The sequence below is a fragment of the Streptomyces sp. NPDC052023 genome, from assembly GCF_044548465.1.
Classification (GTDB): Bacteria; Actinomycetota; Actinomycetes; order Streptomycetales; family Streptomycetaceae; genus Streptomyces.
In genome coordinates this window covers 307,903-327,819 of sequence record NZ_JBIUBW010000001.1, presented here as the reverse complement: position 1 = coordinate 327,819, position 19,917 = coordinate 307,903, and the positions used below count along the sequence as shown (strand labels likewise).

25 protein-coding genes and 1 pseudogene are annotated in these 19,917 nt (G+C 70.9%); 13 read left to right on the top strand and 13 right to left on the bottom strand.

The annotated features are described in order from the left end of the window. Positions 1 to 175: 175 nt before the first annotated feature. The 3 genes from glnII to ACIHCM_RS01515 all read right to left on the bottom strand — a co-directional run bounded on the left by glnII (position 176) and on the right by ACIHCM_RS01515 (position 2,839). Positions 176 to 1,207 carry a glutamine synthetase gene (gene glnII, locus ACIHCM_RS01525; protein WP_399887611.1) on the bottom strand — a complete coding sequence of 344 codons (1,032 nt, stop codon included), beginning with the start codon at positions 1,205 to 1,207 and terminating at the stop codon, positions 176 to 178. Between the two features lie 435 nt (positions 1,208 to 1,642). Beyond that, a complete protein-coding gene (locus ACIHCM_RS01520; RefSeq protein WP_399887609.1) occupies positions 1,643 to 2,344 on the bottom strand; it encodes a hypothetical protein in 702 nt (233 codons plus the stop codon). 135 nt (positions 2,345 to 2,479) lie between these two features. Next, positions 2,480 to 2,839 (bottom strand): arsenate reductase family protein, encoded by a 360-nt coding sequence (locus ACIHCM_RS01515; RefSeq protein ID WP_399887607.1) that lies wholly within the window; start codon positions 2,837 to 2,839, stop codon positions 2,480 to 2,482. Positions 2,840 to 3,105: 266 nt separating this feature from the next. Between ACIHCM_RS01515 and ACIHCM_RS01510 the strand changes: the two genes are divergently transcribed. The 3 genes from ACIHCM_RS01510 to ACIHCM_RS01500 all read left to right on the top strand — a co-directional run bounded on the left by ACIHCM_RS01510 (position 3,106) and on the right by ACIHCM_RS01500 (position 4,687). Then, entirely contained in the window at positions 3,106 to 3,546 is a 441-nt protein-coding gene (locus ACIHCM_RS01510) for a PASTA domain-containing protein (RefSeq protein WP_399887605.1), read from the top strand. A gap of 165 nt (positions 3,547 to 3,711) precedes the next feature. Continuing rightward, positions 3,712 to 3,957 (top strand): hypothetical protein, encoded by a 246-nt coding sequence (locus ACIHCM_RS01505; RefSeq protein WP_399887603.1) that lies wholly within the window; start codon positions 3,712 to 3,714, stop codon positions 3,955 to 3,957. A gap of 415 nt (positions 3,958 to 4,372) precedes the next feature. Further along, the gene (locus ACIHCM_RS01500; protein WP_399887601.1) at positions 4,373 to 4,687 is read left to right on the top strand and encodes a hypothetical protein; all 315 of its coding nucleotides are present in this window, start codon (positions 4,373 to 4,375) and stop codon (positions 4,685 to 4,687) included. 222 nt (positions 4,688 to 4,909) lie between these two features. Here ACIHCM_RS01500 and ACIHCM_RS01495 read toward each other — a convergent pair. Next, positions 4,910 to 5,458: pseudogene (locus ACIHCM_RS01495) on the bottom strand (DNA glycosylase AlkZ-like family protein); the annotation flags it as partial. Then, complete coding sequence (locus ACIHCM_RS01490) at positions 5,407 to 5,913, bottom strand: alpha/beta hydrolase (protein ID WP_399887600.1); 507 nt, start codon at positions 5,911 to 5,913, stop codon at positions 5,407 to 5,409. The pseudogene ACIHCM_RS01495 and the gene ACIHCM_RS01490, both read right to left, overlap by 52 nt. Positions 5,914 to 6,030: 117 nt before the next feature. Between ACIHCM_RS01490 and ACIHCM_RS01485 the strand changes: the two genes are divergently transcribed. After that, complete coding sequence (locus ACIHCM_RS01485; protein WP_399887598.1) at positions 6,031 to 6,309, top strand: hypothetical protein; 279 nt, start codon at positions 6,031 to 6,033, stop codon at positions 6,307 to 6,309. A 16-nt stretch (positions 6,310 to 6,325) separates the two neighbouring features. Here ACIHCM_RS01485 and ACIHCM_RS01480 read toward each other — a convergent pair whose 3' ends face one another. The 3 genes from ACIHCM_RS01480 to ACIHCM_RS01470 all read right to left on the bottom strand — a co-directional run bounded on the left by ACIHCM_RS01480 (position 6,326) and on the right by ACIHCM_RS01470 (position 8,347). Beyond that, positions 6,326 to 6,910 (bottom strand): hypothetical protein, encoded by a 585-nt coding sequence (locus ACIHCM_RS01480; protein WP_399887597.1) that lies wholly within the window; start codon positions 6,908 to 6,910, stop codon positions 6,326 to 6,328. A 2-nt stretch (positions 6,911 to 6,912) separates the two neighbouring features. After that, positions 6,913 to 7,830 carry a zinc metalloprotease HtpX gene (gene htpX / locus ACIHCM_RS01475; RefSeq protein ID WP_399887595.1) on the bottom strand — a complete coding sequence of 306 codons (918 nt, stop codon included), beginning with the start codon at positions 7,828 to 7,830 and terminating at the stop codon, positions 6,913 to 6,915. A 259-nt stretch (positions 7,831 to 8,089) separates the two neighbouring features. Further along, positions 8,090 to 8,347, bottom strand: coding sequence for a hypothetical protein (locus ACIHCM_RS01470; RefSeq protein WP_399887594.1), 258 nt, complete (start codon positions 8,345 to 8,347; stop codon positions 8,090 to 8,092). Between the two features lie 359 nt (positions 8,348 to 8,706). Here ACIHCM_RS01470 and ACIHCM_RS01465 point away from each other — a divergent pair, with 359 nt between their 5' ends. After that, positions 8,707 to 8,985, top strand: coding sequence for a hypothetical protein (locus ACIHCM_RS01465; protein WP_399887592.1), 279 nt, complete (start codon positions 8,707 to 8,709; stop codon positions 8,983 to 8,985). 239 nt (positions 8,986 to 9,224) lie between these two features. Here ACIHCM_RS01465 and ACIHCM_RS01460 read toward each other — a convergent pair whose 3' ends face one another. Next, entirely contained in the window at positions 9,225 to 9,458 is a 234-nt protein-coding gene (locus ACIHCM_RS01460) for a hypothetical protein (RefSeq protein ID WP_399887590.1), read from the bottom strand. 203 nt (positions 9,459 to 9,661) lie between these two features. On the opposite strand from ACIHCM_RS01460, the gene ACIHCM_RS01455 reads away from it, so the two are divergent. The 8 genes from ACIHCM_RS01455 (at position 9,662) to ACIHCM_RS01420 (ending at position 14,644) form a co-directional block, all read left to right on the top strand. Next, complete coding sequence (locus tag ACIHCM_RS01455) at positions 9,662 to 10,210, top strand: DUF6907 domain-containing protein (protein WP_399887589.1); 549 nt, start codon at positions 9,662 to 9,664, stop codon at positions 10,208 to 10,210. Next, positions 10,210 to 10,359, top strand: coding sequence for a hypothetical protein (locus ACIHCM_RS01450; protein ID WP_399887587.1), 150 nt, complete (start codon positions 10,210 to 10,212; stop codon positions 10,357 to 10,359). The genes ACIHCM_RS01455 and ACIHCM_RS01450 overlap by 1 nt, the downstream gene beginning before the upstream one ends. A gap of 1 nt (position 10,360) precedes the next feature. After that, complete coding sequence (locus ACIHCM_RS01445; protein WP_399887584.1) at positions 10,361 to 10,573, top strand: hypothetical protein; 213 nt, start codon at positions 10,361 to 10,363, stop codon at positions 10,571 to 10,573. Further along, on the top strand, positions 10,570 to 10,935 hold the full coding sequence (locus tag ACIHCM_RS01440) for a DUF6907 domain-containing protein (protein WP_399887582.1): 366 nt from the start codon (positions 10,570 to 10,572) through the stop codon (positions 10,933 to 10,935). Before ACIHCM_RS01445 ends, ACIHCM_RS01440 begins: the two co-directional genes overlap by 4 nt. A 184-nt stretch (positions 10,936 to 11,119) precedes the next feature. After that, a complete protein-coding gene (locus ACIHCM_RS01435) occupies positions 11,120 to 11,800 on the top strand; it encodes a hypothetical protein (protein ID WP_399887580.1) in 681 nt (226 codons plus the stop codon). Next, positions 11,797 to 12,096: a hypothetical protein gene (locus ACIHCM_RS01430; RefSeq protein WP_399887578.1), complete on the top strand. Its 300-nt coding sequence runs from the start codon at positions 11,797 to 11,799 to the stop codon at positions 12,094 to 12,096. The genes ACIHCM_RS01435 and ACIHCM_RS01430 overlap by 4 nt, the downstream gene beginning before the upstream one ends. A gap of 2 nt (positions 12,097 to 12,098) precedes the next feature. Continuing rightward, positions 12,099 to 12,437, top strand: a complete 339-nt coding sequence (locus ACIHCM_RS01425; RefSeq protein WP_399887576.1) for a hypothetical protein — start codon at positions 12,099 to 12,101, stop codon at positions 12,435 to 12,437. A gap of 86 nt (positions 12,438 to 12,523) precedes the next feature. Beyond that, positions 12,524 to 14,644, top strand: coding sequence for an FtsK/SpoIIIE domain-containing protein (locus tag ACIHCM_RS01420; protein WP_399887574.1), 2,121 nt, complete (start codon positions 12,524 to 12,526; stop codon positions 14,642 to 14,644). A gap of 147 nt (positions 14,645 to 14,791) precedes the next feature. Here ACIHCM_RS01420 and ACIHCM_RS01415 read toward each other — a convergent pair whose 3' ends face one another. The 4 genes from ACIHCM_RS01415 to ACIHCM_RS01400 all read right to left on the bottom strand — a co-directional run bounded on the left by ACIHCM_RS01415 (position 14,792) and on the right by ACIHCM_RS01400 (position 19,914). Next, positions 14,792 to 18,115 carry a transglycosylase SLT domain-containing protein gene (locus tag ACIHCM_RS01415; RefSeq protein WP_399887572.1) on the bottom strand — a complete coding sequence of 1,108 codons (3,324 nt, stop codon included), beginning with the start codon at positions 18,113 to 18,115 and terminating at the stop codon, positions 14,792 to 14,794. A 93-nt stretch (positions 18,116 to 18,208) separates the two neighbouring features. Further along, a complete protein-coding gene (locus ACIHCM_RS01410) occupies positions 18,209 to 18,694 on the bottom strand; it encodes a P27 family phage terminase small subunit (RefSeq protein WP_399887570.1) in 486 nt (161 codons plus the stop codon). Positions 18,695 to 18,811: 117 nt separating this feature from the next. After that, the gene (locus ACIHCM_RS01405) at positions 18,812 to 19,159 is read right to left on the bottom strand and encodes a holin (protein WP_399887568.1); all 348 of its coding nucleotides are present in this window, start codon (positions 19,157 to 19,159) and stop codon (positions 18,812 to 18,814) included. An 80-nt stretch (positions 19,160 to 19,239) separates the two neighbouring features. Further along, positions 19,240 to 19,914 (bottom strand): hypothetical protein, encoded by a 675-nt coding sequence (locus ACIHCM_RS01400; protein ID WP_399887566.1) that lies wholly within the window; start codon positions 19,912 to 19,914, stop codon positions 19,240 to 19,242. Between the last annotated feature and the right edge of the window lie 3 nt (positions 19,915 to 19,917).

Sequence of the window (19,917 nt, the reverse complement as noted above, 5' to 3'; positions counted from 1 at the left end):
CGGCCCCCCCCCCCCCCCCCCCGGGGGGGGCCGCCCCCGGGGGGGGGGGCGCCCCCCCCCCCTGGAGGAGCTGTGGCTGAGCCGTGCTCGCAGCCGTGGAGCGGATCAGACCTGAGCCGTGCTCGCAGCCGTGGAGCGGATCAGACCTGAGCCGTGCTCGCAGCCGTGGAGCGGATCAGACCTGTCCGGCCTTCTCCAGCGCGGAGCAGCAGGTGTCGACCAGCAGGCGGGTCACGACGTAGGGGTCGACGTTGGCGTTCGGGCGGCGGTCCTCGATGTAGCCCTTGCCGTCCTTCTCGACCTGCCACGGGATGCGGACCGAGGCGCCGCGGTCGGAGACGCCGTAGGAGTACTTGTCCCACGGGGCGGTCTCGTGCAGGCCGGTCAGGCGGTCGTCGATGCCGGCGCCGTAGTTCTTGACGTGGTCGAGCGGCTTGGAGCCCTCACCGAGCGCCTCGCAGGCGGTGATGATGGCGTCGTAGCCCTCGCGCATCGCCTTGGTGGAGAAGTTGGTGTGCGCGCCGGCGCCGTTCCAGTCGCCCTTGACCGGCTTGGGGTCCAGGGTCGCGGAGACACCGAAGTCCTCGGCGGTGCGGTACAGCAGCCAGCGGGCCACCCACAGCTGGTCGGAGACCTGAAGCGGGGACAGCGGGCCGACCTGGAACTCCCACTGGCCGGGCATGACCTCGGCGTTGATGCCGGACAGGCCGAGACCGGCCTTCAGGCAGTTCTCCAGATGGGCCTCGACGATGTCCCGGCCGAAGATCTCGTCGGCGCCGACACCGCAGTAGTAGCCGCCCTGCGGAGCCGGGAAGCCGCCCTCGGGGAAGCCGAGCGGGCGGGCGCCGTCGAAGAAGGTGTACTCCTGCTCGATGCCGAAGATCGGCTCCTGCGCGGCGAACTTCCCGGCGACCTCGACCAGCGCGGCACGCGTGTTGGAGGGGTGCGGGGTCATGTCCGTGTTGAGGACCTCGCAGAGCACCAGGACGTCGTCGCCGCCGCGGATCGGGTCCGGGCAGGTGAAGACCGGCTTGAGCACACAGTCCGAGGCGTGGCCCTCGGCCTGGTTCGTGGAGGACCCGTCGAAGCCCCAGATCGGCAGCGCGTCCAGCCCGGCGGGGGAGCCCGCGACGATCTTCGTCTTGGAACGGAGCTTGGCCGTCGGCTCGGTGCCGTCGATCCAGATGTACTCAGCCTTGAAGGTCACGGGCCACATCCTTCGGGGGTGGTCTGGGCGCGCTTGCGGGTGCTGCGGCGCTACGGCACCGGTGCGCCGCGTTTCTGCCTGCCCGGAAGCCTGTCAACAGGCGATTTCCCGATCATTGCCCGGTTGTGAACCCCGTGTTACCTGGCCGTGCCGTGGCTCACCTCATCGTGTGAGGCCCCGTCGCGTGCCCGCGTGAGGTGCGTGCGGTGTGCCTGCGGGGGAGGGGAAAGCGCTGGTCGCGGCGGTGGACGCAGCGGCGGCGCGGTGGCTCGTATGCGATACGCCGTCCTCGCCGGGCGCAGCCGCCCCCGCTGGCCGCGTCACCCGAACGCGCCGGTCCTGCCACCCGTGGCCGCGAGCGGCAGGACCTGTGACACATACGCGGTGGCCGCCCTGACCGGGCGTCACCTCAGCGGTTGCCTGGGCTGTCGGACCTCACCCCACCTTCTCGATCACGGCCCGGCGGATCAGGAACTTGCCGGGCTCACGGACCTGTTCGAAGGCCGCGTTGTTGAGCAGGACACAGCTGCCGGAGACGGAAGTGACCTCCACCGTCGTGGACTTGTTGTTGTCCAGGTTGGTGACCTTCAGCTGCGTACCCGCCGGGAACTGGTTGCTCGACGCGGCCGGGGCGCCGGCCTCGCCGGAGAGCGTCACGGTCGAGCCGTTGCAGACCTGCTCCCCGGCCGCGGCGCCACCGCCGTCGCCCGGGGCGGCGGACCCGGCGGGCGGCGCGGACTGCTGGCCGCCGCCGCCCGCCTGCTCACCGGCCCCCTGGCCGGTGTCCTGGCCCGAGCCCTCGCCCTGCTGTCCGGGCTGTGCCGGCTGGGAGCCCTGAGCCGACTCCCCCACCTCGCACCCGGCCGCTTCCTGCTGACGCTGGATCTGGGCGATGACCGCCTCGCGGTTGGCGATCCGCGCAGCGGACTGCGCGTCCGGATTGGCCCGCTGATCCGCGATGAACCGCTGGTTGTTGCCGAGGGCGGTGGCGAAGCCCTGGCAGGCCGTCGAGTCTGCGGCGGACTGCGAGGCGTTCGACGTGCTCGCCATGACGAAGGCACCACCGCCCGCCACCGACGCCGCGCTGAGCAGCAGCGCCAGCTTCTTCCTCGTGCTGAGAGTTCGCCTGCGCGACATGCGCGCCTCCTGGGAGGTAGGGGAACGTACGCCGCTATGTACGAGATGCCGAACGAGGTTACTCAGTGGTTACCGGAGGATGTTGAAGTAAGGTGCGTCACACGGGAGTTGGCGGAGCGGGCGGAGTCGGGCGAGTCAGCGGGACAGCGCGTCCCGTACGGCCTCGTCGGTGCGGGCGACGACCGCCGTGCCGTCGTCCGCGGTGATGATGGGCCGCTGGATGAGCTTGGGGTGCTCGGCGAGCGCCGTCACCCAGCGGTCGCGGGCGGCGTCGTCGCGCGGCCACTCCTTCAGACCGAGCTCCTTCGCGACGGCCTCCTGCGTCCGCGTGATGTCCCAGGGCTCCAGACCCAGCCGCCCGAGGACGTCGCGGATCTCGTCCTCGGTCGGTACGTCCTCCAGGTAGCGGCGGACGGTGTAGTCGGCACCCTCGGCATCGAGCAGGGTCACGGCGCTGCGGCACTTGGAGCAGGCGGGGTTGATCCAGATTTCCATGCGGTTACGCTACGCCGCCGGCCGGCCCCTGAATCCCGTCCTCGCCGTGCGTCAGCGCACGCACGGCGTTGCTTCTCACGTCCGGTGCGGACTCGCGTACCCCAGGTGACCGCGCAGGGCGCATCCCGATCGCTCACACCGTGCGGGTTGCTGCTGACCCGCTCACCCCACGCGGATCTTTCTTCACAGGACATACACAAGCTCTTTACATCGCCCCTATGTGGCGCATCATGGCTCCCTCAGTCATCACGTCCCAGGGGGGAACCATGCGCATCCGCACCGCCATTGGCGCACTCGCAGCCGCCGCGATCCTGACGCTCACCGCCTGCCAGCCGACCGACGAGGCAAGCTCGAGCAAGCCGGACACCGCCGGCCAGGACACCGTCGAGCAGCCGAAGGCGGACCCGGTCACGGAGACGCCCGAGGCGTCCGAAGCCGACCCCGCAGACTCCGGCACCGAGGCCGACGCCGGCGCAGCCGACACCGCGGCGCTGCCCGACCTCGTCGGCCAGGACCTCCAGGCCGCACAGGACGAGGCGCAGGCCGCCGGGTTCTTCGTCCTCGATGACCAGGACGCCAGCGGTCAGAACCGTCTTCAGGTCATGGACCGCAACTGGACCGTGTGCAGCCAGGAGCCCGCGCCCGGCACGCATCCCACTGACACGCCCGTCACCTTGTTCGCGGTGAAGGACACCGAGAGCTGCTGAAGCACTCTCTACCGGCCCGGCTGCCCTTCCTGGTGGCCGGGCCGTCGCACGTCCGAAGGCGATCCCGCGCGCGCGAGCTGCACGCCGTCGGCATGGGCCGCAACGCCACCGCCCGCGAGGCCGACCGTGCGCAGCGCACGGTGTCCGTCATCGCCGCCGAGCCCGATGGACATCACCTACGGCTCCGACTCCGACACCCGCCAGGGCAAGTGGGAGAACGGCAAGTTCACCGCCACCCTGCCGCTCAACGACGACGCGCTGTACTACACGGTGAGCGCCCAGTTGCAGGGAGAGGGAGACATCTACTGCTCCGTCACGATCGACGGCAAGACCGAGAAGGCCCACGCCTCCGGCGGCTACAACATCTGCCACGCGCAGGCCAACCAGGGGCTCCTCGGCGGCTGGGACTGACTCCTGCCACATCGAGGTCGCTCCGGGTAGCCCCCGGCGGGCGCCGGCGAAGAGACCCCCCACCGCCTACGGGCGGTGAGGGGTCTCTTCATTCTCAGCGGCCGAGACCGAACCACCCGCGACGGTCGGCTTCGTCCGCTGCCGCCTGCTCGGCGGCCGCCTCCTGCTGCCGCCTGATTCGTTCCGCTTCCCAGGCCACTTCCGCCCTCTCCCGCGCCACTGTTCGAATCTGCCGCCGCCTCACACATCTCTCGCAGACCAGCTGTGACACGGCGGCAATTTGCTTGTTGACCAGGCTATTTGCTGGACGTCCTGGACACCCTGAATGTCAGTGCCGGGCAGTAAACTTGAAGCAGTGTTCGAGGGTGTCGCCGGAGTGTCCGGCCGGCGCCCTGACCGCGACAGGAGGATGCCCGTGCCCGCTGCCGCAGTGAAGCCGAAGCCGTTGCCGACCCAGTCCACCGCGAAGCGACCCGTCCTGCTCGACCTTCCCTGCACTCCCGTGGAGAAGCGGCCGTTGCCGCCGGGGCGTCCGCGTGAGTGGTACATCTCGCACAACCGCCGGCTCAAGGCGATGCGCCTTGCGATAGCGCTGCTCGACTCGGGGGTGTACGTGCCGAACCAGGCGCGCAACGAGACGATCCGCAGCACCGCGGAGCTCATCGGCGTCCACCCGCCGTCGGATTCGACGTGCCACATGGTGCGGGCGCTGCTGCGGTACACGCGCTGACCCCAGGCGCCGGGTGCCGCCGAACCACCGCCGGCCCCGGCGCCCTATGGCCCCGCCGGGTCCTTCCCCACCCCTACGGGCCAACTCCCGCTCCAGGACGGGGTGTGCGCAAGCACGGAGTGAGCCGCGTGCCGGCCCTCTGCCGGGGTCGGTCGTCGGGGTGGCGTGAGGTGTCGCCGGCGGTGTCCGGTGCCGTGCGGCGTGCCGCCGGGGCCCGTCACCTCACCCCGTCGCCAGCTCCCGTTCCAGGGGCGTGCGGAAGCGCGGGGTGATGCGGGTGTCGCCCACCCACTGCCGGAGCCGCTCCGCCTCGGACTCGACGGCGTCGCGTGCCTCCCGTCCCACGCCCGTCTTCTCCAGCACGCGCCAGACGACCTCCCCGTCGGCCCGCTGGGCCCAGGCGCCCACCACGCGTCCGTCCCACCACACCGTCGGCCCGATGTTGCCGCTGCGGTCGAACAGGGCGGGCCGCAGGCCGGGGGAGAGGAACCAGTCGCGGTTCTGCCAGCCCATCGCCGTGGGGTCGAGGGCGGGCAGCAGCGCGGCCCACGGCTCGGCGGGTCCCGCCACCGGCTCGGCGTCGTCCTCGACGACGTACCCCGTGCCCTCCTCCAGCCGCACCTGACGGGCCCCGATCGCGGCCAGCGCTCCGCGGACCTCGGTCACCCGCCACCCCGTCCACCACTTGAGGTCGGCCTCGGTCGCCGGCCCGCATGCCGTCAGCCAGCGGCGCAGCAGCGCGGCCTGTGCCCCGGCGACCGCCAGCTCCGGGTCGGCACGTCCCACGCCTCCGCCGCGTAGACCGCGGGCGCGCACAGCGCCAGTGCGGCCACCCGGTCGCCGTAGTGCGCGGCGAGATCCGCCACCGTCTGTCCGCTCATGCTGAATCCGGCCAGGATCAGCGCCCGGTCCGCCGGGACCCGGCTGTCGATCACCGACACGGCCTGCAGGAACCGGCGCCGCAGACTCAACTCCCGCAGCTCACCTGTGCTTTCGCCGTGCCCGGAGAAGTCGAACGCGAGCCCCCCGCAGCCCCGCGCCACGAACTCGCGCAGCAGGGGCAGCAGTCGCCGCTTGTCACTTCTGCCCGCTCCGTGCAGGACGACGGCGGTGGCCGGGGCGTCCGGATCACCGCCCGTCACCCCGGCGAGCCGTTCGCCGTCGTGGCCGGACGTGAATGCGGTGAGGCCGGAGGGGCAACCGGCGCGGGGTGTGGGGGCGTTCATGGCGCCATTCACTCACGGCGCACCCGGCCTCACACCACGGAAAAGCAGATGCGGACCCCCGTACCCCGGCCGCTACGCTCGTAGCACCGCAGAACACACCTCCCAGGGAGTCCCCTCATGGGCACCATCATCATCTCCGGGACGGTCGTCCTGGTCGTCCTGGGATTCGGAAACCACCTCTACTGGCTCGCCGCCGTCGCCGTCCTCTTCCTCTACGCGCGCCACGGGCGCGACGCGGCCACGAAGCCCTCGGCCACCTCGTCGCCCGGGCCCGCCCCCACCACCTACAAGGCGTACCGCGACCGCCGTGACCAGCAGGCCAGGTGGGAGCGCCGGTACCGCCGCGAGCGGCCGCTGGAGTTCCGCCGCCAGCAGCGGGAGCGGAGCAGCAAGTAGTCCCGGTGCCCCGGGGTCAGAGTCCCGGGGCACCCCACACCGGGAACCACCGCCCGAGATCCTCCTCGATCCGCAGATCACCGGCCAGCGCGGCCTTCACCTGGAGTTCCAGCGCGCTGTCGCGCCGCTGCCCCGCTCCGGGCAGCGGCGCGAACGGGTAGAAGGTGCCGCGCTTGTAGAGATAGACCAGCGCCAGCCGTCGCCCCGCCTCGTCGCGGAAGCCCACCAGCGAGCAGAGCAGTTGCGGCCCGAAACCATTGATCTCCATGGAGTCGTTCACCGCGTGCAGGTCGTTGACGAGCAGCGGCAGCTCGCCGGGGGACCGGCGGGACACCAGCCAGGAGTACCCGTACGCGTCCCGTTCCAGCTCCACCGACGGCCCGGTCCGCTCGGTGTCCGCGTCCAGCAGCGCCCGCACCTCCCGGTGCGTCTGCTCGAACGCGGCCCCCTCCACCGTCGCGAAGCACACCGCGCCGTGCCCGGTCGGCGTGAAGGACGCCGCCGCCTCCAGCGTCAGCGCCGCGGAAGGCAGCGCGAACAGCTCGTCGAGATCGGGTGCGACCGGCTTCGTACGACCGAGCAGGATGTCCAGCAGTCCCATGCTCACGCCTTTCCGGGGCCCGCCGCCGGCCCCAGCTCGGCGGAGATCCGCCCGAGCTGCTCGAGCCGCTGTTCCAGGCTCGGGTGGGTGGAGAACAGTCGTGCGATGTCCGGCCCACGGCCCAGTGCCGGCGTGAAGTAGAACGCGTTGAAGGCCTGCGCCGTCCGCAGGTCCCTCGTCGGGATCCGCGCGATGTCACCGGTCACCTTGGTGAGCGCGGACGCCAGCGCCGAGGGCCGCCCGGTCAGCAGCGCCGCCGCCCGGTCGGCCGCCAGCTCCCGGTACCGGGACAGCGCCCGGATCAGCAGGAAGCTGATCGCGTACACGGCGGCGGAGACGCCCATGACGCCCAGGAAGACCACGGCGGTGTTCTGGTCGCGCCGTCCGCCGCCGAAGAGCTGCGAGTAGAAGGCGAACCGCACGATCAGTCCCGCGATCACGCCGAGGAACGAGGCGACGGTGATCACGGCCACGTCCTTGTGCGCCACGTGCGACAGCTCGTGCGCCAGCACCCCCTCCAGCTCCGCCGGCTCCAGCCGGCGCAACAGCCCGGTGGTCACGCAGATCACCGCGTTGTCGGGGTTCCGGCCGGTCGCGAACGCGTTCGGCATCTCCATGTCGGACACGGCGACCACCGGCTTGGGCATGTCCGCGATCGCGCACAGCCGGTCCACCACGCCGTGCAGCTCCGGGTACTCGTGCCGTTCCACGACCCGCCCCCGCATCGCGTAGAGGGCTATCCGGTCGGAGAACCAGTACTGCGCGCCCAGCAGCGCCGCCGCGATCACCACGACCAGCACCCAGGACTTGAGCAAGGCGATCAGGGCGGCGACGAACGCCACGTACAACAGTCCGAGCAGGAACAGCGTGACCGTCATCCTTACGGTCAGCCGCCGGTCGCTCCGAAAGCGGCTGTGCATGTGCATCACCCCGCACTACGGCCGCAGCAATCGCTTGGGTCCACTGCCAGTGTGCACCCGCACACACCAAGGAGCGGTCGCGACCGTCCCGGGGCCCGGCAAAGCCTCCGCGCGGGCTCTCAGGCCGTGATCACGCCCTCCACCGGCTCGCGCTCACGATCCTGAGGACGGCCGGGCGGCGGCGGGGCCAGGTACCGGCCCCGCCGCCCGCACACCTGCGCCCGGCTCGATCCGGGTACCGCTTCGCCGCGGCCGCGCTCTAGTACGGAGCCCGGAAGTTGATGTAGCCGAGCAGCACGATCACCGCCGCCACACAGCCCAGCACCACGACCGTCGACACCCACGACGACCGGCGCCGGCTCAGACGCTCGGGGGCGGCACGGAAGGGCACCGGCCCGGGCGGATCGTTCTTCCAGCGCGCGGCGAGCATCCGGGCCCGAGCCGACGGTTCCTTGTGCTCGGCGCTGTCCGCCCATCTGATGTCGAACTCCCGCTCCGCGCCGTCCTGTTCGGACATCCCCGTATACCTCTCTCGAACAGTTGTCTGCGAACCGATCATCCCCCGTGGAGGGGAACCAGGGGAAGCCCGGAAAGCAACCCGCATGGCGGTGCCCCGTCGGCTCAACATGTGTTGCGGCTGAGGATGCCGTGTGATCGGTGACGGGCTTAGCCTGGAGGGGGAGCTGCTCTCCGGGACGCGCCTCATTCGGCGAGACCCTGTTCACAACCGACAGCCCACATGCCACACGGACCGCGGCAGACGTCCGCCTCGTTGTCAGGCGGTGGCACCACGACCGCGCCGAACCCTCTCCACGGCGGCTGCGGCCATCCGTCCGGCTCGTGCTCCGCACGATGGGATGGCAGGAAGGTTTTTCCATGAAAGCACCACGCGCACGGCGTCTCTTCGCGATGTCCGCGATCGGCGTGCTGATGGCCGGCGGCGCAGCGATCGGCGCAGCCGGCACGGCCTCGGCGGCCACTCCGGCGGCCACGCCCACCCATGTGCCCGCGAACTGGGACGACGACGACTGGTGGGACCGCGGCGGCTGGGGTTACTACGACCGCTACGGCTACTACGGCGGCTTCGGCGGCTTCGGCGGCTACGGCGGCTACGGCGGCTACGGCGGAGGGCCCGTCGTGGTCGTGGTCCGCTGAGGCGCCAGGGGTCCGCCGGACCCAGGGCGAAACGAAACGAGGGCCGCCACCTGGAATGTTCCAGGTGGCGGCCCTCACCACGTCTCACGACGTCTCACGCGCCGGCGTTCGTTGCGGCGTCTGTCACACGTCGAAGTAGAGCTCGAACTTTAACGGGCCCTCTGCCATCTGCGGCGAAGGGCCCGTAACGCGTTGACCAGCCATTTTGTGCGTTGGTACGTGTTTGGTAGCGACGGACGCTATTGATCGTCCTGCGGACTGGTTGCGGACTGCTGGTCGTCACCGTCCGCAGCCTTCACGATCCGGCGCACCTGCTGGCGGGTGTAGCCGGTGGCCTCGCAGATGTCCTTCTGTGCGAGCCCGTCGGCATCCGCCTGCGCGATGGCCACGGCCAGCTCCTGCCGCAGGATCTCCGCTCGGGTCTCGGCGTCTCTGAACCGGCGCGCGAGCTGCGCCAGTGATCGCTTATCCATGGCGCACAGTGTGGCAGTCGTCGTTTCCATGGAACATGACGTTACTCAGAGATCATCCATTTGCCTAGGTGTCGAACCCGTTGACAGGGAACATCGTGTTCCCTACGGTTGTCCATGTCGCCGAAAACGGCGGCGGCCCCGCCCGGTGCTACCAACACCAGAACGGGGCCTGACGGAACTTCCTGCGATACCAGGAGACCGCTATGGCAAAGTCTGCCAGCAGTCAGCACATCCCCGCGGCTCTCGCCGCGATCCCGCAGCAGCCGACGGCCGCCGACCAGTCCATCGCCCGCCCGGGTGAGCGGATGGTGCCGGCCCTGATCGGCTGGCCCGGACGCCAGACCACCGCCCTGATCGCCTGCCCCGAGTGGTGCGAGATCGACCACGTCGACAACTGGGCGCATGCCCTGGAGGACGTCGACCACTACGGCGAAGACGACGGCTGGTCCACCGACTCCGTCCTGCAGCCGGGTGACGCGGTCATCGAGCTGTACGCCCGCTTGCACTCCGACCCGGTCGCCGACAGTCCGGCGATGCGCGAGGCGCACGTCCTCATCGGTGACGGTTCCGCGTCGGGCGACTGCTACCTGACGCCGGAGATGGCGGAGCGGGCCGCCGACGAGCTGATCGCGTTCGCCTCCACGGTCCGCCACCTGGCGCGTGTCGCCCGGCAGGCCAACGCGGCGGCCGGCCGCTCCCGTCGCCGGGTGCAGCAGGTCGAGCTGCGGAAGCTGTCCGGGGGTGCCGTCTGATGCCGCGCCGCAACAGCAACGTGAACCGGTCCCGCTACCAGGTCATCGAGCCGGTGGACACGACCCGTGTCGAGTCGACGCCGGACCTGCCGCCGCTGCCGCGTGAGACCCGCGCCCGCCGCCGCGCCCTGAAGATCCGGGGGTGGTGACGTGACCTCCTACAACCCGCTGCACGGCCCGGACGCGCCGCCGCCGTTCCCGGCCCCCCTGGACCGTGAGCTGCGGATGGCCCGCGAGTACGTGGACGAGGTGGCCGAAGCCAACATCCACGACCACAACGCGATGCTGCGGGCCGCGGCCGGTCTCGACCTCAGGCTGCGCAACCTGATCGCCGCGGTCGAGGCCGAACGGGGCGAGTCGTGAGCGACCGCATCGTCACCCTGAAGACGCTCGACTCCGGGACGGTCACCGTGCGGGAGCCGTCCTGGTGCCTCGGGCACGAGGGCCAGCCGGTCGGCTACCTGGCGGACGTCACGCACAACGGTGAGTGGACGTCCGCCACGGTCGACACGGCCCGCGGCCCGGTCGAGTTCCTGCAGGCGCGTCTGTCGTGGGCGCCGTTCGGGGAGCTGCAGCCGGAGCCGTACCCGGTCGTCGAGGTCGTCGACGTCGGCGACCTGAACCCCGGGCAGCTGCGCGCGCTGGCCGCCGAGGCCGCCGTGCACGCGGGCCGCCTGTACTCCCTGGCCAACCAGCTTGACCGGCTGTGGAGGTACGGCCGGTGACCGCGAAGTGGCCTATCCGCCGGCCGACCGAGCATGCCGCCTTGCGCGCGGTGTGCCGGTCGGCCCGGCCGACCCCGTCTGTCCCTGCCCTGATGGCCGCGCTGCTCGACGCGAACGAGCGCCGTGACCGTGAGGGCGTCTGCCTGGCCGCGCACCGTGTGGTGCGGGCCGCCGAGGAGCATCAGTGAAGACCGACTTCCTGAAGTGGGGTGCCCTGGCCGCCGCGCTCGTCGCGACGGCCTCGGCCGAGTACGAGCTGGCCCGCGCGGTCGGCTTCAACCAGTGGGTTGCCGCCGCGGTGCCGGCCGCCCTGGACCTGTACACCGTGCGGGCGCTGCGGGCGCACCGTGAGGTGCTGGCCGCGGTCGCCGCGATGATCGGCGTCAACGCGGCCTCCCACCTCGTCACGACCGGGCTCCTGCCGGTGAACGTGTGGTTGGTCGTCGCGGTCGCCGCGATCGCCCCGCTCGTCCTCTGGCGGGTGCACAGCCTCGCCGACGACCCGACCGCCAACCATGGCGATATGACCACGGTTGAGCCCGCGACCGTTGCTCAGACGGTCACGGTTGCCGAGCCCGCGCCGGTGGTCATTCCGGCCGACCGGGCATTGACCGCGGCCCCGTTCATGTGGGAGTCGGTGAGCGCCCCCAAGCTGACCGCTTCGGTGCCCGCTGCGGCGCCCCGTCAGGTGGTCACCGTCCCCGTCGCGGTGACGCCCACTGACCTGCGCCGGGAGGCTCGCAGGCTCAACCGCGAGGCGGTCAGGTCGACTTCCCGGCCGGTGACCATCAAGACCCTGCAGGACGAACTGGGGCTCAGCCGCCGTGAGGCGACCGAGCTGCGCCGAGAGGTGGTCACGCCGTGAGTGACCTTGAGCGGGCCGCCCGTGACGCGGTCGAGGCCGCGGACAACTCGGAGATGGTCCGGCAGATCGCCGCGATCCTCGCCGCGCAGCAGCTGGTCAACCAGCAGGCCCCCGTTGCTCAGCAGGCAACGCAGCCGTTCGACGCGAAGAAGTGGCTCGTCATCGGCGGGGTGGTCGTGTCGGTCGGCCTGGTCGCCTCGCTGTTCGCCGTCGCCATTGCCATCGGCGCCGTGTGCGCCACCGCGAGCCTGCTCATCCTGCGCGGGCTGTGGAACGACTTCCAGAAGGGGAAGTGACCATGACCAAGTCGTCGTACACCCGGGGCGAGAAGTGGCAGCTGGCCCGCCTCGTCGGCAAGGCCGCCCGGCAGTCGATGCGCGGTGACCGCAATGAGGACACGATCGACCCGCGGGTGAAGCGGGAGGTCGAGCGGATCGAGGAGCGGGCCGCTCGCCGCGGTGAGGCCGAGGCCGACGCCCTGGCCGACCGGCTGGAGAAGGCCCGCCGCGCAGCCGCGGCCGCGAAGGCCGAGATGCGGGCGAGCACCGGCAAGGACCGGGCCGCCGCCCGCCGGCAGGCCGACGAGCACGAGCGGGCCGCCCGCCGCCTCGAAGGCGAGCTGCGCCGCTACCTGTAGTGCCGCCACGGGGCGGCCGTGTCTGGCCTAGGAACCACCGGCCGCCCCGTGTCCCGATCACCCATCGAGCAACCGGAGATCCCATCATGACCGAGACGCTGATCGGTGCCGTCAACGGGCACCACAAGCCGCAGGTGTCGCTGCTCAAGTTCGCTCCCGAGCAGCCGGCACCCGCCGACGTTGCGCCCGTCGTCGAGGCCGTCGACCGGCCGGACAACCCGCTCGCCGACTGGCTCACCGTCCCCGAGCAGCCGATCCTCCCGCCGTGGGCCCGGTCCTGGCGGTCCCTCACCGCCAACGCGGAAGCGCTGGGCCGGCTGTGCGCCTGGCACGCCCGCTTCCACGCGCTGCGCGCCCCCAAGTACGCGTTCCGTATGGCGTGGCTGGCCGTGAAGGGGCTCGTGCGGGCCGTCCGCGGCCTGTGGCCCACCCTGGCCGCCTCCGAGCACAGCGCCGGTGTGAAGGCGCTGCGGGCGCAGGTGAAGGTGAAGCCCGAGGACGTCGTCCTCGCCGCTCAGTACGTCCTCGCGCACCGGGAGCGGACCCTCGCCCGCCGCTGGCGGTGGGGTGCCGCCGCAACGGCCGTCGCCGCTACGGCTGTCGGCTGGTACCTGGCGCCGCTGCCGCTGCAGGCCGGGATGCTGCTCGCCGCCACGGTCCCGCTCGCCCACCTCGGGCGGGGTGAGGGCACGCAGCTGCTCGACAACCCGACGCCGCCGCTGCGGGTCGACATGTCCGCGCAGCAGCTCAACGACGCGCTGAGGGCCGCCGGGCTGCTCAAGCAGGGCAAGGGCGACGACGAAGGCCCGCGCGTCACCTGCGTGATGGGTCCGGTCCGCGACGGCCGCGGATGGGCCGTCATCTTCGACCTGCCCAAGGGTGGCGGAAAGACCGCGGCCGACGTCCTCGCCAAGCGCACCGCGATCGCCGCCGAACTCGGCGTCGACGAGATTCAGGTCATCGCCTCCCGTGTCCGTGCCGCAGCCGGCGGGAACGCCGGCCGGGTGTCGATGTGGGTTGCCGACGACGACCCCTACCTCGGGGACCCGAACCCGTCGCCGCTGGTCAAGACGGAAGCGTTCTCGGTGTGGGACCCGATCCCGTTCGGGCAGGACGCCCGCGGTACCCGCATCACCGTGCCGATCATGTGGCAGTCGCTGTTCTTCGGCGGCCTGCCCCGCCGCGGCAAGACGTTCACGCAGCGGCTGATGACCGCGGCGGGCCTGCTGGACCCTTTCGTCAGGCATTACGTCGCCGATGGCAAGGGCGGCGCCGACTGGATGCCGATGAAGGCGGTCGCGCACCGGCTGGTGATGGGCGCCGAGGATGACGCCGTCGAGGCGCTGAAGGCGATGCTGAAGGAGCTGCTGGCGGAGATGGAGCGCCGGTTCGTGCTGCTGCGCGGCCTGCCCGTCTCCGTGTGCCCCGAGGGCAAGCTGACCCCGGCGATCGTCGAGCGGTACAACCTGCCGGTCATCTTCGTCACCGTCGATGAGCTTCAGGAGTACTTCACCGCGATGGAGCGCGACGACCGTGAGCAGGTCATCAACGACCTGTGCCGCATCGCCCGCCGCGGGCCGGCCGCCGGGTTCATCTGCAACTTCGCCTCGCAGCGCCCGGACGCCGACTCGGTACCGACGAAGCTGCGGGAGATCATCACCCTGCGGTACTGCACGCAGGTCGTCGACCAGACGTCGTCGGACATGGTGCTCGGCAAGGGCAAGGCCGCTCAGGGCGCGGACGCCTCGGTACTGTCCGAGGAGCACAAGGGCACCGGCGTCCTGGTCACCGGCCCCGCCTCGTTCGTGACCGTGCGGGCCGACTTCCTCGACGGCCCGGCGTTCGCCGAGCTGTGCCAGCGCGGCCGCGTCCTGCGGCAGAAGGCGGGCCAGCTCACCGGGGACGCCGTCCAGGACGTGACCGCCGCCGCGGATCAGGCCGGGTTCAGCATCGCCCCTGTCCTGTCGGACTGCCTGACCGTGATGCGGCACGCCGCCCGCATGCACACCGTGGACCTGCTGCAGCGCCTGGAGAACCTGGACCAGGACTACGGCGACTGGGACGCCGAGCGCCTGGCCCGCGAGCTGGAGGACGCCGGGGTGAAGCGGACCACGAAGCAGGTCAACATCGCTGGGAAGAACCTCGCCGGCTACCGGCGCGAAGACCTCGAAGCGGCCGTGCCGCCCGAACTGCTCGACGCCCGGTAGACCCCCACCCCTCTACAGTCGGCCCCGGCAGCACACGGCGGCCCCCCTCTATCCACTCCGGTGGATCTAGAGGGGGGCCGCTATTCGCGTATAGGGGGGTGTAGTGCCTCCTGACCTGCGAAGTAGTGCCGCTAGAGGGGGGACGGCCTACCTGGGCCGGCCGACGCGGGCGCGGGCTTCCTGCACCCTCTGGACGCGCTCCAAATCCGCGACGGTGAAGTCCGCGGTGCGCGCGTTGATCTGGTAGGTGACGCCGGCCTGCGCCGCGGCGACGCCGACGGCCGCGGCGCCTTCGAGGGTGCGCAGCTGCTGCGGGGTGAGAACCGCCTCGGGGGTGCGCAGCCCGTTGTAGTTCCATCCCGGCTGCAGCCAGCCGCCGGAGTCGTAGCCGCCCGGCCGGTTGTACGCCGACGGCAGGCTGCCGTAGGCGGACAGCGCGTACCGCATCGACGCGTACACGTTGGCGAGCGGGTCGACGGAAACGCCGTAGGAGAACGGGCCCTTGTTGCGGAACCGTCCGGCGTGCGCCTGGAACGTCGGCCGGATCACCTGCATGAGACCCACCGAGGGATAGCCGGCGATCCAGTTGGAGTCCCACTTGTTGACCACCGTGGGGTTACCGCCCGACTCCTGGTTCATGCGGCGCAGGGTGATGTCGTCGTAGGACAGGGGCTGCCCGACGAGGCCGAGGGCCTGCCGGACGACGCCGCGCCAGCGCTGCACACCGGAGCCGCCGCCGGGGCCGACACCCGCGATCGCGGGACCGCCGCCCGTCACGAGATCCTTCAACCCCTTCAGGAGCGCGCCAGGCAGCGCTAGGGCCAGCTTCCCCCACCCGCTGCTCTTGATGGCCTGCAGCGGCTCCGTGAAGCTGCTCATGAGCTTGCCAAGGGCCTTGCCCGGATCGCTCAGGAACGACGCAGCGTCGCCGAGGAGACCGCCGATCTTCCCGCCGATGTTCTTGATGCCGCCGACGATCGAGCCGATGATGCCGCCGTCCGCCATCAACTGCCCGCCAGCCTGCTCCCACAGCGACAGGGCACGGCCGCGGTAGCGCGGGTCGGTGGGGATGACGAACTCCGGGTACTGGGAGCGTCCCTCACCGACCACCGCGGTCGGCTTGTTGAACACGCCGGGCCTCGCGGGGACGGTGCCGCCCTGCGCGAGGAGCGGGAGCGTCTTCAGCTTCGGCAGACCCGGCACCCACCCGAGGATCTTGTCCCAGGCTTTGACAACACCCTTGTTCCACACCGTGTTGATGACGAAGTTGATCGGGTCCTTTGTCGCCTTCTTGATCAGGGCCCAGGCGATGCGGATAGCCTCCTTCGCCGTCTCGAACGCGTCCCCGACACGGCCGACCGCCGTCTTCAGCGCGTCGAACGCAGGCTTGATGCCCTTCTGCCACACCGTGCTGATCACCGACCGGATGCCGTTCCACACCGGGGTGACGGCCTTGTCGCGCAGCCAGCGGAACACCTCACCCACACCCGAGACGCCGGCCTTGATGAAGCCGAACGTCGGCCGGATGACCGTCTCCCACGCGAACTTGATCGCGGCGCGGATGCCCCGCCACACAGGCTGGATCACCTTGTCGTTGAGCCACAGGAACGCCGGGCCCAGGTTCCGGCGCAGCCACGTCACCAGCTGCGCCACCCACCCGATGACCGTGGACAGGGCGCCCGCGAGGGCGCCGACGAGGTAGCCGGTGAGCTTGACGATCGGCGGCAGTACCGCCGTGAGGACGCCCGCAGCCAGGCCGAGCAGCATGGCCGTGAGTTCCGCGAACGTCGGCAGCAGCGGCAGCACCGCATCCATCAGCTGGAACACCGCGGCGATGATCTGGTCCATGGACGGCATCAGCGCGGACAGCAGCTGCAGCGCCAGGTCCACCACGATCGTCACCAGCTCGGTGATGACGGGCATCAGCGCGGTGATGACCTCCATGAACGTCGCCACGAACTGCGTGTACAGCTCAGCGAAGACCTGCGCCAGATGGCCGACGATCCCGACGATCGGAGCGATCAGCGGCGTGATCGCGGCGAACACCTGCGACAGCACCTCACCGAGCAGCTCCACGTAGGGCACCAGCTGCTGAATGATCGTGGTCAGCGGGCCGATCAGCACGTCGATCAGCTGCACCGCCAGGTCAATGACCGGCCGCAGCACCGGCATCAGCGCCGAGATGATTCCGCCGATCAGTTCGCCAATCGGCTGCAGCAGCGGGGTCACCGCGGCGAGGATCTGCACGACCGCGTCACCAACGAGCGTAAGCACCGGCAGCAAAGCCTCGATGACCGGCTTCAGGGCCGCCCCCAGCTGCGCAGCAAGCTGCGCGAGGACCGGGCCCAGTGTCTGCGCCAACTGGGCAACGACCGGGGCTATCGACGCGATCAGCGGCAGGATCGCCTGGATGACGGAGCCGATCACCGGAGCGATCGCGGCGGCAATCTGAGCGACCGATGCGAAAATCGTCCGCAGCGCGGCCTGCACCTCCGGCATCGCCGTGATACGGCGCAGCTCCGCGAACAGCTCCCCGACCACGGCAAGCGCCTGCCCGCCCGCATCCGCGGACGCTTTGAGGATGTTGCCGACCGCGCCGAACGCGTCCGCGAGGATGCGGCCCAGGTCCATCAGGACCGTGACGCCGGTCTCGATGAACTCCTGCATCGCGCCCGACGAGAACGCGTTCGTCATCTTCACCGACAGGCCCTCGAACGCCCCGCCCGCAGCGCCCGTCAGCTTCGCGAACGACGGGCCGGCCGCCGCCCCGATCTGCACCAGGCCCTGCACGAGCGTCGCCGGAGCGCCAGCCAGGTTGTACAGGCCGGTGTTGGCATACGACAGGGCCGTACCGAGCGCCCCCGACTTGCCCAGCCCGGTGGCCGTGTTCAGCACCTGGCGGCCCATGAGATTCAGGGCGCCCGCACTGTTCGTCAGGGCGTTCTGGAAGATGGGCAGCGTCGTCTTCGCCGCGGTCGCGAACGTCGTATCCAGCTGCTCGAACAGCCGGTCCTGAACGGACGTCTTCAGCGCGTCCAGCGCGGGCTTCGTGCCGCGCAGCTGGGTGACGAACGCCCGCGCGTTCGGCGCCAGCTTCGCCATCGCCTCGCTGAACGCCTCCGGGCTCGTCGGGTTGAACGCCTCCGACACCGCTTCCGAGACGCCCGACAGACCCACTTTCAACGCCGTCTGCGCCGACGCCGCCGCCAGCGTTGCCGTAGCCAGCACACCCGCCGCACCCGCGGCCGGCGCCAGCGCTGCCGCAATCGACGTGCCGAACGCCGGCATAAACCCCTTCGACAGGCCACGCAGCGCGCCCGTCAGGGCGCCACCGAACGCCTTACCGAACGCCGAACCGCCATCCCTGCCCGCAGACGACGCCTGCGCATTGACGGCGCGCGACCAGTTGCCCTCAAACTCCGGCTGGATGGACACGTAACCGCGCCCGACCAGCACAGCACCTGCTGCCATGTGTCAGTGCCTCTCAAGATCTTCAGTTGGCAGCGGGTTGTCCCGGAAGGCCGTCCGAGGGGCGGAGTGAGAAGGGTCAGGAAGAGCGGGACGTCAGTCCCAGATGTCGGAGTCCTCGTCGTCCGGCTCAGGGGCCGCGATGCGCTGAGCCGAGGCCGGCGTCAGGCCCAGCTCGCCGACGAGGGAACGGAAGTGCTGCCGCTGCTGCGACAGGACCGTTGTCCACGGGTTACGGACCTTGCCGTGAGCGCCCTGAATGACGACGCCCTCACGGGCCATCGCCCGGTTGCCCATGACGATCCACGCCCACGTCACGCACAGGTCCGTCACGGTCTCCCTCTGCGTGTCCGTCAGGCCCACCGTGTACCGCAGCACCGGCACGATCCGGCCCCACAGCTCCGCGGCCGTCTTCCGCGCCCGCACGACCTCCGTGTCGGCTCCGGGCAGCAGGTCCGCCCACTTCGGTTCGACAGGGTCGACGGGCGGGAAGCGCACGCCCTCCGTCTGCCGGTCCGGTCGGAACGTGCCCTCGCGCACGGCCTTGATGTACGGCTTCGGCTTACGACCAGGAACTGCCACCGTTTCACCTCATTCCATGATCAGTACGGGAACTGCTTGATTGGCCATCACACGCGGAGCTCTCCCCCGCGGTCCGTAGGCGGGCGCGCAGGGGGGCACCCGCCACCCCCGCCGTGATCATCCGGCGTTCCATCCGCCGGGCTGGTTCTTCGCCGTCTCCTTGCCGTGGCAGCTGGCGCAGAGTCCGCGGCCGTAGCTCGGCTCGTTCGGGTCGAGGCCTTCGGCGGCCAGTTGGCGGCGGCTCTTGGGCCAGTGGTCGGCCACGGTGGCGGGCTCGGCCCAGCACACGCGGCAGACGGGGTGACGGTCGAGTACGCCTCGGCGGAAGCGCTGCTCGTGCATCTGGCCGTAGCCGCGCTGTGCCGCGCTGCCTCGCTGCCTGTCGGTCTGCTTGCTGTGGTCGGGGCATGGCTTGCTGTGCTCGCAGCCTGGCCTGCTGCACGGTGGCTTCTGTCTGCTCGGCATGTGGTCCTCCTGCTGTGGACCCGAGGCCGGGGTGCCGGCCGGACCATGGAAGCGCTGCACCCCAGCCTCGGGAGTCTGTGTCACGCGGCCGCGTCGCCGGGGTCGGCCATGGCCTGCACGTCGTCGTCGCTGAGGTCGCGCAGTTCCTCGGGCTTGGCGAGGGCTCCGGTGAAGCTGCGGTCAAAGGCGCCCGCGTGGCTGTGCTGACGGACGTAGATGTCGGCGGCCTGCTGGTACCTGTCGGCTGCGGTGGGCCGGGTGGCGAGGTAGTCGTTGAGGACGCCGTCCCAGTCCATGTCGTGTGCGCGCTTGGCGATGGCGCGGGCGAGAACCTGGTCGCCGGCCTGCTCGGCGGTGGCGAGAGCACGCGCGGCCTGCTCGGGCTTCTTCAGCTGGGCGGCCCGGTCCTGGGCGTCGCGGACGGTGCCGTCGACTGCGGCGCGGGCCTCGGTGGTGTAGGCGCTGGCGCGCACGTCGTCGTAGCCCCACAGCTGGCGTTCCAGCTTGGCGAAGGTCTCGCGGTCGGTGTCGACCTGTTCGCGCTGCACCTTCTTGAGGGCGTCGCGGGTGGTGGCGTACAGCTTGGCGATCTCGACGCGGCGGGCGTCGGGGTGCATGTTGCGCTGGCCGCGCAGCTGCTGCAGCCCCTGCTTGTACAGGCCGCGGATCTCGTCGGCGCGCTGCTGCCCTGCGGGCGTCTGGCGGCGCTGGCCGCGGATGAGGTCGTTCATCAGCTGGCCGTGGTTGCTGGGCATGGT